Here is a 15,135-nt window from a genome sequence, read left to right as displayed (position 1 = left end):
AAGCCTCCCGTAGGGATAGTATCGCCGCCGATACTATCCCTGCCGATACCATCCTCCTCGTCATTCGGGCATGACGCTCAGGCCGCTCATGACGCTGTGGATGCGGGAGAGGGTGAAAACGCGCTCGGCGTCCCGAAGGTGGCACCAGGCTTCCAGGTAGGGCGGGTCGAGTGCGAGACCGCTGAGGGAGCGCACGGTCCGGTTGCCCGAGGTGGCGACGTACTCGACGGTGATGGCCTGACCGGCGTCGATGGCATACGCGAGCTGGCGGACGTCGCTGTACGGCAGGCGCTTCGCCCACCCTGCGACGATCTCTTCGGTGTCCGTGGCGAAGGGAGGTCCTCCGTCGAACGGCGCGGGTTCGGGAGCCGTGGGCGGGGCGGCCAGCAGCCGGGTCGCCAAGGCGTTCGGGTCGAGGGCGGCGGGTGCCTTCGCGCGCGTGGCAGCGACAGCGAATCGGCCGCGGTCCCGCGCGCTGGTGCCGCGTGGAGTTGGAACGGGAGCGGCGGCCCGCTGAGGCCCGGCTTTCTCGATGCGCACCGTGCCCTCGGCCGTCTCAGCGACGGGGGCGTATCCCTGGGCCCGGAGCGCGGCGAGGGTCGCGTCGACCGGACTGCGGCTGATGAGCACCGTCGGCGCCAGTTGCCGCAGTCCGAGCCTCGCGAACGCGCGGTGGGCGGCTAGCTCGGCCAGGAGCGCGGGCTCGTCGCCGTGGATGACGCAGGCGGCGGGGGCGATGCGCACGCGCCCGTGGCCGCGCGCGGTGTCGGTGATCAGATACGACAGCGGCTGTGGCAGGGGCCCGGCGGCGACAGCGGCCAGGTCCGCCGCGATGTCCTCGGGCATGCGGCCGGCATCCAGGGCCCGGCGGATGCCGCCGGCGCTGAACCGCCACACCGACGCCGTGCCGCTCGTCTCACGGTCGGCGACGGAATCCAGGAGCGCGGCCAGTCGCGCGGACGGCGTGCCGGTGACGACGGCGGTGAGGTCGGCGCCGATGCGAGCCACTGCCGTCGCCGCGGGGAGCAGCCGCCGGCACTCGAAGCCCAGCGCCTCCGTATCGCCGGTCCGCAGGTGGATGCCGAAAGCGGACAGGGCGCCACGCGCGAGTACGCCGAGGAGCTCGGCCTCACGGATCACGGCGGCGAACGGCGTTGCGTCCTGGGGTGTCGAGTCGGCGAGCGGGCGATGCCAGGCGATCAGCGGCCCCAGATCCGAGGCGACCCTCGCGCCCTGCCTGACCGGGAGCTGCGCGACTGCGGCCAACAGCCCGAGGCGGGCCTGCACACAGCCGCCGCAGGGAGGTGCTCCCGCGACGGCGGGGAGTGCTCTGTTGTCCTCGTCGCGCGCCTGAGTGGGGGTGAGCGCCAGGGTCTGCCATGCCTGGAGCAGCACGGCGAACTGCTCCGGAGGTTCCTGCTCCGCCCAGGCGTCGTACGCCTCGGTGGGGGCCACCCGATCGCCGTCCCGGCCCAGTAACCCAGCGGCGTACGAGGTTTCCAGGACGATGCGTACGACAGCGTCGTCGGCCTGGGCGGCCTTGCCGATCCGGGCCAGTTCACGTGCCCCGATCCCGCCGGACTTCAGCCGGGCCGGTGCGGTCGCCGAGCAGGCCGCCAGGACCGAGGCGGCATGGGCGACGAAGGCTGTGGCCGCGGCCGATGCCTCACGATCCACCTCCATCGGGGTGACAGGTACCAGTCGGGGCCACGGTGGGACGGGCTCGAACGGGGCGTGCCAGCCGGGCCCGCGCAGCGCGAGCGCCACCTCGGCGGGCATACGGGCCGGGCCGTATCGGTACCGGTCCTGGACCAGGAGCCCCCGGTCCAGCGCCCATCGCGCGCCCGGTTCGAGGTCGGGCCCGGGAAACCCGGACACGACGAACTCCGGTTGCCGCGCCGCGCCCCGCGCCAGGCGGTCGAGCAGTTTCCGGGAAGCCGCAGGAGCCTGTGCGACCACGGAGGCGATCCGCTCCGGGTCGCCGTGGTGCTCCACCAGGGCGGCCAGCCGCTGCGGCTTGGCGCCCGGCGGCTTGACGCCCAGCGCCACCAGCATGCCGCGCAACTCGTCGGAAGTCGTGCTCGCCAGCAGCCCCTCCAGCGGAGCATCCAGCCCCAGGGGCGTGTTCCACACCTCCCGCAGCGGTCCGGCCATACGGAGCCGCCCCGCGCCGTCCGGCCAGACCAGAGCGTGATCGGCCAGCGCCTCCAGCACGGCGTCCAGTTCGCGGGTGGTCACGTCGCCCCCAACGCCCAGCAGCTCCGCCAGGGCATCGCGCGATGCGGGCACCCCCAGCGCCGCCAGCGCCTCGGCCACCTGGAGATGCGGCAGCGCGAGCCGCGGCAGGACCAGCGCCACCGATCCCGGGCGCTGAAGCCGATCCGCCAGTTCCCCCACCGAACGCGGCTCCGGAAGCGACATGGCGTCCGGCCGTGTCCCGAGCACGCGTGCCAGACGAGAGCTGTCGAGGCCGCCGAGCCATGTCGCCAGCGTTGATCGGGACTTCATACGACGTGCACCTTGTCAGACCAGGAAGCTTCGTGGCGGATCCGGGTTCAAGCATGGCGTATCCCCGCGATCCGCAGATGCCGAACACATACAACCGACGCACGCCGAAGGGCCCCGCTGCAAGCAGCGGGGCCCTTCGACATCGTGCCCGGTGAGGCACTGGCGGAGGATACGAGATTCGAACTCGTGAGGGGTTGCCCCCAACACGCTTTCCAAATGTTCGTCCGGGGGTTCGGGGGTGGCCGCGTGCGTCCTGACCTGCGGCGGAATGGTCCGTCCGGAGGTTTCTGGACGCTGCTGAACGGAGGTGAATGCAACCAAAACTGCAACCAAGGCTGCCCCCGTTTCACCCAGGTCAGCGGCCGGATTCGAGCCATTGGCCAAGAGGCGGCCTACCTGCGCCACCGCACTGCTGGCCACACTGCTCGGCAGACAGGCGACGGAGGGGAAGTCATGGCCAGGAAGCGCGGGCGACGATCATCTGCGCGCAGGCAGTGGAAGGTGATCCTCGGCGGTGGCGCCCTGCTACTGGTCACGCTGGTGGTGTTCTGGTCAGCGATCTGGCCGTACCTCATCGGAGCTGTCGTGCTCGGCGGCCTTGCTACCGGAGCCTGGTGGCTTTTACGTACGGACCGGCTCCTTCGCGGCGGGGACCGGCGCTGGCGCCAGCAGGACGCGATTCGGGTCGGCCATCGGACACTGGCCGACGTCGACAAGATGTCCGGCACCGAATTCGAAGACCTGGTCGCGGCTCTCTGCCGGCGCGACGGCTGCACCGACGTCCGCCGCGTCGGCGGCTCCGGAGACAACGGCGCTGACGTCACCGGCCGCCTCCCAGACGGCCGCACAATGATCATCCAGTGCAAGCGCTACACCACCACCAGCACCATTGCCAGCCGGGAGCTGCGTGACCTCCTCGGCGCGAAAGCCCATTTCGGCGCCGACCTGGCAGTCTTCGTCACCACCACCCGGTTCAGCCGCCCCTCCGAAACCTTCGCCCTGCAGAACGGCATCCTCGCCATCCACCGCGACCACCTCGGACTGTGGAACAACGGAGCCACCCTGCAATCCCTGATCAACATCAACGGCTCCGGCCAGGGCGACCAACGGCACCGAGCCCGCTGGAAGAGGACATATGGCACGTCGCCCAGACCCGCAGCCCGTCGTCGAGGTGCGTAGCTGCCTGAGGAATGGCCTGAGGAATGGCCTGAGAATCGTCACGAGGCCCCCGAACTCCCCGTCAGAGAACCGCACCACAGCTTGCGGCTAGCGCTTCTTGGTCTTCTTCTTCTGCGGCGGGCTCCACTCGCCTCGGTGCAACTGACAGCGGGAGTAACCGATCATCGCCGGTTTCTGGCACCGCTTGCCGGTCTTGGTATGGGTCGACCCGCACTTGACCTGTTTGCCCATTCGTCCTCCTCTGTCCGGTCGGAGGCGTGCCATGTCAGGACCATCGTCACCGGCCAGCGGTGCGAACCGCTCTACCTGCGCGTGTATTCGACTGATTCCGGCTCTTTCGGGACTGGATCATGACATTCTCGCCGAGGCCGATCGGCATCAAGGCAGCAGCTCGCTCAGCGCCGGTGTTACGCCTGGCCGTACAGGGCTGCCAGATCGATCAGCTGGATGCCAGGGGTCGTGCCGGCGGCGATGCGGGCCTTGTCGTTGAAGCCCGCCCCGCTGAAGCAGATGAGCTGAGTGCGGGTGGTGTCGTAGCGTCCGGCCTGGGTGATGAGGTCACGGATGTGCCGGAGGCGATCGATGTGCGCGATGCCCATGGTGTCGTTCCACTTGGCTTCTCCGATGGCCAGCAGTGGCAGCTTGCCGCCGTCCGCGATGCCGACGACCGCCACATCGATCTCGTGGCCGGTGCGGGCTTTGGGGTCATGGACGACGCCGTGTCCGACGCGGGCAGGTAGGCCGCCGAGCAGGTCGGGGTCGGCGTGGTGGAGGGTCCAGTCGCGGCAGACCTGTTCGAAGTGGGGGCCGAGGACGTTGCTGGTGAAGCGGCGACGGCTGGCCTGCCAGACCCGGGCGGCGCTGCCGGGCCGTTCCAACTGGTCCCAGACCGGGCGCATGATGGCGTGGTAGAAGCCGATCAGCGGTTCGGCGATGCGGTAGGTCGGGCGGTTGTCGCGGAAGGCGTCGGCGTCGCGGTGCAGCAGTCCGGCGTCTTCGAGGACGTTGATGGGGTGCGCGATGTCGGTGGCCTTGCGTTCCAGGTAGCCGGCCATACCTCCGCGGGTGGCGTTGCCGTCGGCGACGGCCGCCAGGACGGACAGGTACAGGGCGGTGTCACGCAGATCAGGCTCCTCGGCCAGCAGGTAACGGGCTTCGCGGAAGAGCGGCGTCTCGGGGTTGAGGACCGTACGTACAACCCAGGCGTCGAAGTCGTCGGGCCCGCCCGGGCTGTCTCCTCGCGCGAACTCGCGCCGGTAGGCGGGCGTACCGCCGACGATCGCGTTGACCTGCAGGGCCAGCCGGGGGTCGGTGATGTTCCAGAACTCGGCGGCGAGGCGGTGGTCGAGAGGGCGCACGACAAGTTCCAGTCCCGCCCGGCCCCTCAGCGGTGCGTTGCCGGACAACAGCTTGCCCATGAAGGACAGGGCCGAGCCGCACAGCAACAACCGCGCACGAGAGGCCGTGCGCTGCTCCCGCAGCGGACGGAACGCCTCTTGAATGATGGAGGGCAGCTCCGGATTGGCTCTGACGAGGTACGGGAACTCGTCGATCACCACGGGCACAGGGCGCTCGGAGCCGAGGGCAAGGAGTGCGTCGACAGCTTCGGCCCAATGTGCGAAGTGGTAGGGGCTGGCGGGCCGGACATGAGCGGTGAGCGCCGTGCTGATCCGGCGCAGAGACTCGGCGTCAGCGGCCTCGGTCGCACCGAAATAGAAGCCTCCCTCGGCACGGCAGGCCGCGTCGAGCAGGAAGGTCTTGCCCTGGCGGCGCCGACCGGAGACCACTCCGAGCGTGGCGCCGGTCTGTTCGTCGCCGATGAACCGGGTCAGCGCCGACCACTCGTAATCGCGATCGAACATCTCGGCAGGCTTGTCCACACGGCACCTCGGTTAGATGTAGAAGTACGTATCTATAAAACGTACCCCTATATGTGTGCGAAGGCTGCCGGCGCACGGAGGAACGGCGCATCGCAAGGGGAAAACCTCGGTAGCCACGTCACCCACCCCGATACCGCCATCAGCGCCAGTTCCTCAGGCGATCGCAGGCCGGGGAGCCACGCGACCTGCTGGGCGCCGACGTGCACTTCGGAGCCGACCTGGCCGTGTTCGTCACGACCACGTGCTTCGGCAGCCCCTCCGAGAGGTTGCGGTGCACACCGACTTCAAGAAGATCCGCTGAGGTTGCTCCTCCGGCCCTGGCGGCGCGGCTCCGTGGCCCTGCCCGTGGTTTCGTATGCCCACAGGGACCGGCCACATAGCGGCGCACACCCATGGGTACGGCACGGGTGGGCCCCCGACCGAGCCGTCCGGTGGGCGCACTTTCACCCCTGACCTGGATGAGCTCCCTCGGCCTGAACTCGGGGATCGCTGACTGTGCCGGTCCGTGTCCCGTGCTCGCGAGGGCGTGTGTCAGGCGACGGGGTAGCCCTGGGCGAGGGCGGCCTTGCGGAAGGCGGGGAGCCTGTCGAGGGGGACGGCGAGGTGGAGTTCGCCGAGGCGGGTGCAGTGGGCGCGGGTGCGGCGGTTGGTGGCGAGCAGGGCCGCGACGGCGGGGTCCGCGCACTCGATGAGGTGCACCGGCCCGGTGTCGCGGACCTGGCCGACGCGGCGGGCGGCGTCGGCCATAAGCGTGGTGACCGTCTGCGGGAGGGGAACGGTGGTGGCGGCGTTCAGGTGGTGGCGGAGTTCGGCGAGATCGCGTCCCGCGTCTACGGCGGCGAGCAGTGAGGCGGGGGTCAGGGCCCACACACGGTCGCCGGTGCGCTTGGCGAAGGCGTCGAGGAGGAGGCCCTCGGCGGGGGCGAGTCCGTCGAGGGCCACCACGTCGTGGTTGGGGAGCACTTTCAGGCCGCCAGAACTCCTCCGGGCGGTGTCGGCCGGTGCGGGGGTGGGGAGGTAGGCGGCGGTCTGCCCGGTGGCGTAGGCGCCGAGCGGGTTGAGGCGGAGGGCGAGGAGACCGTCGTAGCGGCTGATGCAGTCGGTCCAGTCGCCGCCCCAGTTGTCGCGGTAGTCGTCGCGGGCGCCCACCGGCGGCCGGTGGTCCACGTCGATCAGGCCGAGGACCGCGGCGTATTCGAAGAGCACGGCGAGGGTGTAACGGCCCTGGAGGAGTTCCCAGTTGTGGAACCCGTCGTAGCCGAGGCTGCCGTACTCGGGGTCCTCCAGGTAGAGCTTCCACAGGGCGCGCTCAGTGCGGGCGATCCTGGGATCGTGACCGGCCTTGCGCATGGTGCGGAAGAGCGTGTCGACGTCGGTCCACTCGCCGGGTGAACAGGCGGCCAGGGCCGCGCCGACCTGGGTCCGGCGCGGTTTGACAGCGGTGAGGACGTTCGCCGCGCGCTGGCCCTTGATCGCTTCGACGCGGGAGAACTCGTCGATCACGCCGCGGCTGAGCCAGCGCCGCCACAGCAGGGCAAGCGTCTCGTGCGCCGGTTTGGTCAGCGCCGCCCTGCCGCGTGCGGTCAGCGCGAGTTTTCCGGAGGCCAGTTCCGCGAGTCCGCCGGCCTGGAGCAGCAGCGGCCAGGCGAAGGACGCGATCGGTTCCTCGGCGTAGAAGTCGCCGCCGCTGAGCGCTTCCGCGACCGCCTTGACCGTCGCCGCGGACGGGCGGAGTGTCTTCTCGCTGCAGCGCAGCCGGCCCGCCGCGCAGAGTTGAAGCACGGCCTTCAGGTTGGCCTGCGCCTCGTGCTCGGTCGTGCGTACCCGATGCTCGTCACGCTCGTCGTGGTCGCTGATCACAGGGGCCTCGTCCCCAGGACGTAGTGGTAGTTGCCCGCGCCGCAGGTGCGCTCCAGCGTGCGTACGATCTTCTGGGCGTCGTCGCGTGGGCCGTTGATGTAGAACGGCATCCCCTGGCGGCCGAAGCCGATCCGCGGGGCGGCCGGGCCGGGCTCGCCGAGATGTACGGCGGCCTGTGCGAAGTCCGGCGCGGGCTCGAAGCCGAGGGCGCGGGCATAGGCCACACCACCGTGCACGATGCTCTGCGCCTGCTCCAGGCCGATCCGCAGCGGAGGTTGGTCGAACGCCCGGTAGTAGTCGCGTACGAAGGCGTCCAGTGATCCTCCGCCCATCACCTGTGGGCCGACGGTGTCCTTGACGCCGAGGCAGTAGACGTCGACCAGGAACCCGCAGAGGGTGACCCGGCTGGCCCGCTCCTGGCGGGCGATCAGGATCTGGGCGAAACCGGCGGCCTCGGGATTCCCGGAGCCTTCGTCGTCCGCGCGCGCCCAGTCGGGGGCCGCGGACAGCTCCAGGTCGGTGCTCCAGCCGGCGCTCACCCAGCACCCCACCACCGGGCGCTCGGTCGGCGCGGCCGTGCTCTGCTGTTCGTGGGCCACCTGGCGCACCAGCGCGCTCGCCCGGGCCGGCTTCAGTCCGAGGGCCCGCGCGATCTGCTTGGGTCCGCTGCCTTTCTCCCGCAACGACCGTACCTGGGAGAGCAGTTGCGCATCGTCGTCGTACACGGGGCCATTGTTCCGCAACGCCGGGGTGCCAGGTGCGGGTACTGGCTGTTCCCGTTGTCTCCGGAGGGGGACGCGCGTGGGCACGCGGGCCCGAACCGGCTGTTCCCGGCCGCCCGTCCTCCGTGCCGGGGAAGGCGTTTCCCATACGGGTGAGACGGTCACCCGGGGTCCCGCTGCTGAAGAAGCTGATCGCGGTGGCCCGCCCGGCACTGTTCGGCCGGGGGGGGGGAGGACACCCTGAGCGACAGCAGCGTGCGGGACACCTGGCAGATCCCGCCGGACCAGGTCACGCTGGGCGGCCCGGCCTGGCCGACATTGCTCGACGGCGCGCTGGAGCACTTCCGCGACGAGCTCGGGCTACCGGCGTCGACCCGGCTGCGGGCCGAGCCGCACGCGCTCCTCGTGTACGGCAAAGGGCAGTTCTTCTCCCCCACCAGGACTCGGAGAAGGACGACGCCATGGTGGGCACGCTGGTGCTGTCGCTGCCCTCGGCACACACCGGCGGCGAGCTGGTCATCGGGCACGCAGGGCAGAGCCGGACCTACCGTGCGTCGAAGACAGAGCTGAGCCTGGTGGCCTTCTACGCCGACTGCCCGCATGAGGTGACACCGGTCAGGAGCGGCTACCGGGTGACCCTCACGTTCAACCTGCTGGCCGAGCGAGGGGCCCCGGAGCAGGAGTCCGGCCCGCTCGACGACATGGCGCACTGCCTGGAGCAACACTTCGACGCACCGGCCAGGCCGCGCTACGGCGGCCGGCACCTCGATCCGCCCCGTCGTCTCGTGTACCTGCTCGATCACGAGTACACGCAGCGGGCTCTCGGCTGGGACCGGCTCAAGGGCGCCGACGCGGAGCGTGCCGCGCTGCTGCGCGCCGCGGCCGACCAAGGGGGTGCGAGGCGGTACTCGCCCTCGCCGAGGTGAAGGAGACCTGGGACGCCACTCCGGCCGTGTACGACCCCTGGGACGACTACGGCTACGACGACGAGGAGGACGACGAGGGAGAGGGAGCAGCCGGGGTCGACGGCGCGGGTTCCGACGAGGACTACGAGCTCGGCGAGCTGATCGACGACGAGATCACCCTCGGCTGGTGGACCGGTCCGGACGGCGCCGACGGCGAGCAGATCTCGCTGTACGTCCGCGACTACGAGAGCTGCGCCAGTACCCCGAGTGCGGACCTGAAGCCCTATGACTCCCAGTACGAGGGCTACATGGGCAACTACGGCAACACGCTGGACCGCTGGTACCGGCGGGCCGCGGTCGTGGTGTGGCCACGAGAGCGGGCCTTCGCAGCGCGCGGCGAGGCCGGATCGCGGTGGGCACTCGAGGAACTGCAGGCCCGTATCAACAAGGGCGACCGGGACGGCGCACGCGCCGCAGCTGAGTCCCTCGCGCCGTTCTGGAAGGGCAGTGGCGTACAGCCCGAGCAGCTGGGGAGCGCGCTGCGGGTGGCCGAGGGCCTGCAGGCGCCCGGGACCGCCGCGATGCTCCTTGAGCCGTTCGGGATCGACGCGCTCACTCCGCAACACGCGGACGACCTGGCCGCGGTGGCGAAGCGGTACGGCTTCCCGTGGCTGGGCCAGGTCACCGAGGGCTGGTTCGGCGGCGCGCGGAACCGCTTCGAGGAACACCGGTACGACTGGACCGAGCGGCTTCCCCGGCTGTGCGCGGCGCTGAGCTCCGCCCGGAGTGCGGAGGTGGCGCAGCTGCTGTCGACCGGGGCCTGGGCCCAGGTGGACGGTGAGCTACGGCTGTGGGCCGAAACCGGGCCGGCCGAGATCCGCCGCGCGCGGTTGGAACGGCTGAGCCTGCCGCTGCTGCGAGTTCTGGAAGCGGCCGACGCGAAGATGCGCGGCCGGATCATGGCAGCGTTGCGTTCCTTCCCGGACACGGTCCTCTAGTGCCTGCTGCCGATGCTGCGCCACGCGGCGCGGGAACAGACGGAGGGCGAGCCCCGGGCGGCGGGGCTCGGAGCGGTGGCACAGGAGTGCGGGGACCGGCTCGGCGCGCTCGTGCGACGGGCGCCGCGGATGACTGGTCGGTGGCGTGGACCGGGTGCGGCTGTGAGCTGTGCGGCACCCTGGGCGCGTTCCTCGGCTCCCGTTCGCGGCAGACGCTGGAGTGGCCGCTGGCGAAGGACGGGCGGCGGCACGTGCACAGCAGGATCGACACGGCCGAGCTGCCCGTAGACCATCGGACCAGGCGGCAGGGACGCCCCTACACACTGGTGCTGACGAAGACCGAGGAGCTGTTCTCGCACGAGCTGGCGACCCGCCGCCAGGCCGGAGCCGACCTGACCTGGCTGGCCTCGACATGGAACCTTTCCGGCGAGGTCGGAGCTGAGCCGAGGCCGTGACACGAGGCGCGGGGCGCGGGAGCGACGTCGGCGAAGGCTGCCAGGGCGTCCGGCGAGGCGAACTCCTCCCAGTCGCCGCCGACGGCCGCGACTACCGCCAAGTTCCGTAGGCCCTCCGCAGCGCAGGTTGGTGCCGACTGCTCGCCGGGAGTCGCGGGGGCGTGCGCCCGCCTGTTCGTCGAAATATTCTCAATGTCGCTTATAAGCGCAACCAAAACTGCAACCGACGCACAACGAAGCGCCGGGCCACAATCGTGGCCCGGCGCTTCGTTTCGCCTGTTCAGGCGACTGCGGAGGATACGAGATTCGAACTCGTGAGGGGTTGCCCCCAACACGCTTTCCAACTGTCCGCGCGGCCGTTCACAGGCGTCCGTGGGGGTTCACGGGGCAGGTTAGAGAGGGTGCGCGTACGGCGGTGAACGGTGGCGTCCGTCAGCGCACTGGACAAAGACCAGGACAACGATCTGTGCCGAGCGGAGTGGAAACGCCGACGGCCCGCATTGGTCAATGCGGGCCGTCGATCGCGTTTGGTCAAGCTGATGGGCGTGCTGTAGCGCAGCACCCACCCTGCTCTGTCGAGAGTCGGCAGCAGGGCTCCCCCCCCAACATCCGCTTCGCGGGCTGATGCCAGAGGTTGATGTCAGAGGCCCCTTGGGATCATCCCAAGGGGCCTCCGACCTGTGTGCACTCGGCAGGATTCGAACCTGCAACCTTCTGATCCGTAGGCGCGTTCACCCGGATGCACGCCACCCATGACCAGCGGTTGAGCGCCGTCGATCCACGATCGTGGACCGGTGTCGGTCCACCGATGTGTGCCAGTGTACGTGGCTGTTGATGTCAGGCGTTGATGTCAGGGTGTCATCCGCTTTTCGCTGGTCAAGCAGGGTTGGCCGCTGTATCGGCTTCTTAAGACGTGTCCTACATGGTGAGCGGTTGGGTCTGCCTCATGGCCGCTCCTACCTCACCGAGGGATGATCAAATCGTTGAGCTGCCCCGCAGTTGGTATCCGACCACGGTTGAAGACGACCGCAACAAAGAGCACCACTACCGGCAGCAAGGGGCCGAGTGCAGCGTCGGGCAACCCGAGGACAGCAGCACCAGCCATGGTCACCACGACCAAGACCCCCACCACCAGCGCCCGCAATCGCTCCCTCGGCGCGGCCGGAGCCACACCGGCGAGTTGATCTGCATCGAGAAGGTCGTCGATGCGACCCTCGGCGTAGCGTTCGGCGATGGTCAGCAGCATCACGATGAGGTCTTCAAGGGCGGGGCCCGGCTCGGAGTCCTGCCGTGCTTCGGCCCTTCGTAGCGCACCCACTACCAGTGCGGCATGTGCTTTGAACTGCCGCTCGTTGTGCCGTCTGGCTCTGCCACGGCGGGTACGGTGAGCCCTCCAGATGACACGTTCAACCGGCTGCATGGAAATTCGCGGGATCTTGCAATCCGGCTGGGTTTCCTCCCAGCGGCGGAGAACCGTGGCGCACTGGGCTGCGACCGTCAGCAGTGCAACAACAGGCCAGCAGCGCCGGTCCTCCATTCGCGCACTCGTCTTCTCCGAGTCCTCGTCGAGGGCCTCCAGGTCATAGGCCGCAAGCGTCCAGCGGTGACCAGAGCTGGTCAGGTTCGTGCGTTTGATGAATCGCACTTCAGCGATCAGGATCAGGGCCCAGATGAGAATCCCCGTCCCTCTGTCGATCGCGGAAAAGTCCCAGGAGCGCACCGACGCCGGCACAGCCACGATGCTGCTGAGCAGTGCCTGCACCAGGCCGGGCTGCGGTCCGGGATCTGCGCTCATCCGCAACTGCTCCCAGTCTGCTATGTCGTCGACGTGTCCCACGACTACGAGCAGCAAGACGAACCGGAGTGTGTTGATTGGTGCGGCCAGAGGCCGAGCGCGCCACCACCGCACAACGTACTGAGGGGCCAATCCATGGCCGCCGACCCGATCTTGTGTTCGAGTTGGCAGTAGCAGTATCTGCGTCAGAAGCGGAGCAGCTCGACGCACCCCCGTGTCTGCGCGCAGTCGCTCGAAACGCTCCAAGGACGCCACTCCCCAGCGCTGAGCCGGTCCAGGAATGAAGAACAGAACCATCCCAATTGCGACCAACCATGGGGAAAGCGCGATGAGAATACCGATGAACACTTGGACAGTCTCACGCATCCCACTGACAGCGATACCCGGAACGCGACGGCCCGCACCGTTCGCGTTCGGTGCGGGCCGGCGATACTTGCAGGGATTAGCTGATGGGCGGGCTGTAGCGCAGAACCCAACCGGGGCTGGGGCGGTGAACGGTGACCTCAACGGCGCGACCGGTCTTCGTGTAACCGGTGTGCGTGATCTGAAGCAGGTTGCTGCCGACCTCGACCCCGAACGCCTCTGCTTCGACCGAGGTCGCCGCATACAGCGTGATCTCCTCGATCGCTTCGGTCTGCTCGTATCCCGCGTCACGCATCCGGCTGATGATGCCGCCAAGACCGGGGTCAGGGTTCTCGATGCTTGCGGCCTCTGCCACGTCGACAGGGACGTACGAGTCGGCAAGCTGGACCAGGCGGTCACCGTCGTACATGTGCCTGGCACGGATCACGGTCTGGTCAGTGCTCTCGATGCCGAGAAGTTCGGCGACCTGAGAGGGCGCGGTGTCGCGACGGATCGCGGTTTCCACGCGGGGAGTCCCCCCGAGTCGCTTGATCTCGGTCTCGAAGGCCCCACGGCTTTCGCCGGCCTCGCGACGCGCCGTGCGGTAGCGCTCCGTGGCGTCGCGGACGATGGCGGTGTTGCTGCTCACTTCGGTCTTTCCTCTCAGACGGCGGGCTGGTCAATGGGCCACTCATAGCTGAGCGACCAGAGGGTGATGGGCATGACGTGGACGCAGACTTCCACGGCCCTGCCGCTCTCGGTCAGGCCGACATGGGTGATCTCGTAGACCAGCCTGTCGGCTGAGACGCCAAGCGCTTCGGCTTCTTCCTTGCTCGGAGGCCGTACATCCACGGACTCCCGGATACGGGTCTGCTGGTACCCGAGCTCAGCAAGACGAGACTTGCTTCCGCCGTCCCCGGTGTCCTGCTGCTCAAGCTGCGTATCGAACGCCACGTCACCAGGGAAGTACGAGGTAGCCACCTGCACGACGGTGGCATCAGCACGCATGACCCGCGCCCTGACCAGTGCCTTTGCAGCGTGATGGATGCCCAGAATCTGAGCAACTCGCTTCGGTGGTCGCTCCCGGCTGATCACGGTTGACGCGTTCGACGTCATCCCGAGCCTGGCAATCTCGGCCGCGAACGCGCCTCGCGCGCCGGCTTCTTCCCGAGCCGACTTGATGTAGCGGCCGGTCCCGTCCCGGTGGATCTTCCCGAGGATAGGGGAGACGAACGTGCCTTCACCCCTGCGGGAAATGATCAGGCCCTCGTCTTCCAGCACCCGGTACACATCGCGCGCGGTCTGGTAGGCGACACCTTCGGATTCCTGAAGCTCCCGAACCTTGGGCAGCGCAGAACCCGGGGGGTAGACCCCCTCCCGAATCTTCGCCCGAAGCTCAGCGGCAAGCCGCTGGACCTTCGGAACCTTGGTCTCCTCCATGCCTGACTCCCTTGATGTGTGACTCACACGCCCCCAGTCTTACAGAACTAGTCCTATAAGGATAGCCGGGCCGCTTCGCGATCGCCCGAGCGAATCTCGGAGCTTCTGAACTAGTTCTGTTGACACCCACTCCAGAGCGTGCCTTAATCGTCACATCGCACCGCAGAACTAGTTCAGCGGAGCGGCAGGAGGGGCCTTCTCTGGGCTGCTCCGAAAGGGGTCCGGGACAGAGCGGACCGAGGGCACCGGATCCCTGGTCAACCGGATGGCTAGGCCGAAAGGCCAACGTCTCCATACGCCTACAAACGGGAGCTCGTGTTCCCGAAGGGAGACACCTGCACCACCGCATGACCTCAGCCCCGGCATCGAGCCGTGAAGGGCGCGGGATCGAATCCCGCCCGGGGCACTCCGACCGCTGCTTTCGCGGTCGCACCGCATGTCCTGTGCGGCTCTTCCCTTTAACGGCGCGCGGCCCCGGGTGGCTAGACCCGGGGCCGCTGTCGGGCCGTTCAACCCTGTGAGAGGAACCACGACCCTATGAACCCCATCGTGACTGTTCAGGACGCTGTTACGGCGTTCGCCGACTGGATCGAGCCGACGGACACCGAGTTGGACGCGATCGAGCTGGAGTCCCCCGTCATCGCGGCGGAGGTCGACCTGCTCGACGCGCAGATCACGGCCATGGACCGCCCCGCGAACGAGCTCGACGCCCGCCGCATCCGCCGGGCCCGCAACCGGGTGCTGGCCGCCCGTCGGGACCTGGCCAACGGCCCGGCCGCCGCGATGCTGCCCGGCGGTGCGGCATGAGTACCCCGACGCAGAAGCTGACGGCGGCGCACGCTGAGGTGAAGGCGGAGATCGCGCGGACGGACACCAAGACGGGGTTGTTGCTGGCGTTCGTCGGCGCGGTCCTGGCCGGCGCGTGGACGGTTGCCCGTGACCTGCCGCTGAACGTGCCTGCCTGTGTGGCGGGCGGGGTGGGGATGGCGCTGCTGATCGGGGCGGCGGGCCTGTTGCTGCGGTCGGTGCGTCCGAATCTGCGGGGCGGGCA

The 15,135-nt window shown here is 69.0% G+C and carries 13 protein-coding genes and 1 pseudogene; 6 read left to right on the top strand and 8 right to left on the bottom strand.

Annotated features, from left to right (window positions below):
* Nucleotides 1-60: 60 nt before the first annotated feature.
* Nucleotides 61-2,508, bottom strand: coding sequence for a helicase-associated domain-containing protein (locus BMZ82_RS32175; RefSeq protein WP_093780932.1), 2,448 nt, complete (start codon nucleotides 2,506-2,508; stop codon nucleotides 61-63).
* 453 nt (nucleotides 2,509-2,961) lie between these two features.
* Here BMZ82_RS32175 and BMZ82_RS32170 point away from each other — a divergent pair, with 453 nt between their 5' ends.
* Nucleotides 2,962-3,687, top strand: coding sequence for a restriction endonuclease (locus tag BMZ82_RS32170; RefSeq protein WP_093780931.1), 726 nt, complete (start codon nucleotides 2,962-2,964; stop codon nucleotides 3,685-3,687).
* Between the two features lie 87 nt (nucleotides 3,688-3,774).
* Here the strand turns inward: BMZ82_RS32170 and BMZ82_RS41020 are convergent, their stop codons facing one another.
* From BMZ82_RS41020 to BMZ82_RS41390, 4 genes are all read right to left on the bottom strand, one after another.
* The gene (locus tag BMZ82_RS41020) at nucleotides 3,775-3,918 is read right to left on the bottom strand and encodes a hypothetical protein (RefSeq protein WP_177244767.1); all 144 of its coding nucleotides are present in this window, start codon (nucleotides 3,916-3,918) and stop codon (nucleotides 3,775-3,777) included.
* Between the two features lie 176 nt (nucleotides 3,919-4,094).
* Nucleotides 4,095-5,567, bottom strand: a complete 1,473-nt coding sequence (locus BMZ82_RS32165) for an ATP-binding protein (RefSeq protein ID WP_093780930.1) — start codon at nucleotides 5,565-5,567, stop codon at nucleotides 4,095-4,097.
* Between the two features lie 531 nt (nucleotides 5,568-6,098).
* Nucleotides 6,099-7,427 carry a helicase-associated domain-containing protein gene (locus BMZ82_RS41395; RefSeq protein ID WP_256252231.1) on the bottom strand — a complete coding sequence of 443 codons (1,329 nt, stop codon included), beginning with the start codon at nucleotides 7,425-7,427 and terminating at the stop codon, nucleotides 6,099-6,101.
* A complete protein-coding gene (locus BMZ82_RS41390) occupies nucleotides 7,424-8,152 on the bottom strand; it encodes a hypothetical protein (RefSeq protein WP_218159073.1) in 729 nt (242 codons plus the stop codon). Before BMZ82_RS41390 ends, BMZ82_RS41395 begins: the two co-directional genes overlap by 4 nt.
* A 32-nt stretch (nucleotides 8,153-8,184) precedes the next feature.
* On the opposite strand from BMZ82_RS41390, the gene BMZ82_RS42870 reads away from it, so the two are divergent.
* From BMZ82_RS42870 to BMZ82_RS41375, 3 genes are all read left to right on the top strand, one after another.
* Complete coding sequence (locus BMZ82_RS42870) at nucleotides 8,185-9,075, top strand: 2OG-Fe(II) oxygenase (RefSeq protein ID WP_371271339.1); 891 nt, start codon at nucleotides 8,185-8,187, stop codon at nucleotides 9,073-9,075.
* Nucleotides 9,072-10,052, top strand: a complete 981-nt coding sequence (locus BMZ82_RS41380; RefSeq protein ID WP_218159071.1) for a hypothetical protein — start codon at nucleotides 9,072-9,074, stop codon at nucleotides 10,050-10,052. The genes BMZ82_RS42870 and BMZ82_RS41380 overlap by 4 nt, the downstream gene beginning before the upstream one ends.
* Before the next feature lie 140 nt (nucleotides 10,053-10,192).
* A complete protein-coding gene (locus BMZ82_RS41375) occupies nucleotides 10,193-10,507 on the top strand; it encodes a hypothetical protein (RefSeq protein WP_218159070.1) in 315 nt (104 codons plus the stop codon).
* A gap of 961 nt (nucleotides 10,508-11,468) precedes the next feature.
* On the opposite strand, the gene BMZ82_RS42200 is transcribed toward BMZ82_RS41375, so the two are convergent.
* The 3 genes from BMZ82_RS42200 to BMZ82_RS32140 all read right to left on the bottom strand — a co-directional run bounded on the left by BMZ82_RS42200 (nucleotide 11,469) and on the right by BMZ82_RS32140 (nucleotide 14,084).
* Entirely contained in the window at nucleotides 11,469-12,344 is an 876-nt protein-coding gene (locus BMZ82_RS42200; RefSeq protein WP_256252230.1) for a hypothetical protein, read from the bottom strand.
* 400 nt (nucleotides 12,345-12,744) lie between these two features.
* Nucleotides 12,745-13,293 carry a UTRA domain-containing protein gene (locus tag BMZ82_RS32145; RefSeq protein WP_093780929.1) on the bottom strand — a complete coding sequence of 183 codons (549 nt, stop codon included), beginning with the start codon at nucleotides 13,291-13,293 and terminating at the stop codon, nucleotides 12,745-12,747.
* A 14-nt stretch (nucleotides 13,294-13,307) separates the two neighbouring features.
* Nucleotides 13,308-14,084: a GntR family transcriptional regulator gene (locus tag BMZ82_RS32140; protein WP_093780928.1), complete on the bottom strand. Its 777-nt coding sequence runs from the start codon at nucleotides 14,082-14,084 to the stop codon at nucleotides 13,308-13,310.
* A gap of 537 nt (nucleotides 14,085-14,621) precedes the next feature.
* On the opposite strand from BMZ82_RS32140, the gene BMZ82_RS32135 reads away from it, so the two are divergent.
* Both BMZ82_RS32135 and BMZ82_RS32130 read left to right on the top strand, forming a co-directional pair.
* Nucleotides 14,622-14,891: a DUF6284 family protein gene (locus BMZ82_RS32135; protein ID WP_093780927.1), complete on the top strand. Its 270-nt coding sequence runs from the start codon at nucleotides 14,622-14,624 to the stop codon at nucleotides 14,889-14,891.
* A pseudogene (locus tag BMZ82_RS32130) lies at nucleotides 14,888-15,135 on the top strand (integral membrane plasmid transfer protein); the annotation flags it as partial. The gene BMZ82_RS32135 and the pseudogene BMZ82_RS32130, both read left to right, overlap by 4 nt.

Source organism: Streptomyces sp. yr375, from assembly GCF_900110755.1.
Lineage (GTDB): Bacteria > Actinomycetota > Actinomycetes > Streptomycetales > Streptomycetaceae > Streptomyces.
The sequence above is the reverse complement of the archived record's forward strand: the minus strand, read 5'-3'. Positions and strand labels throughout refer to the sequence as shown.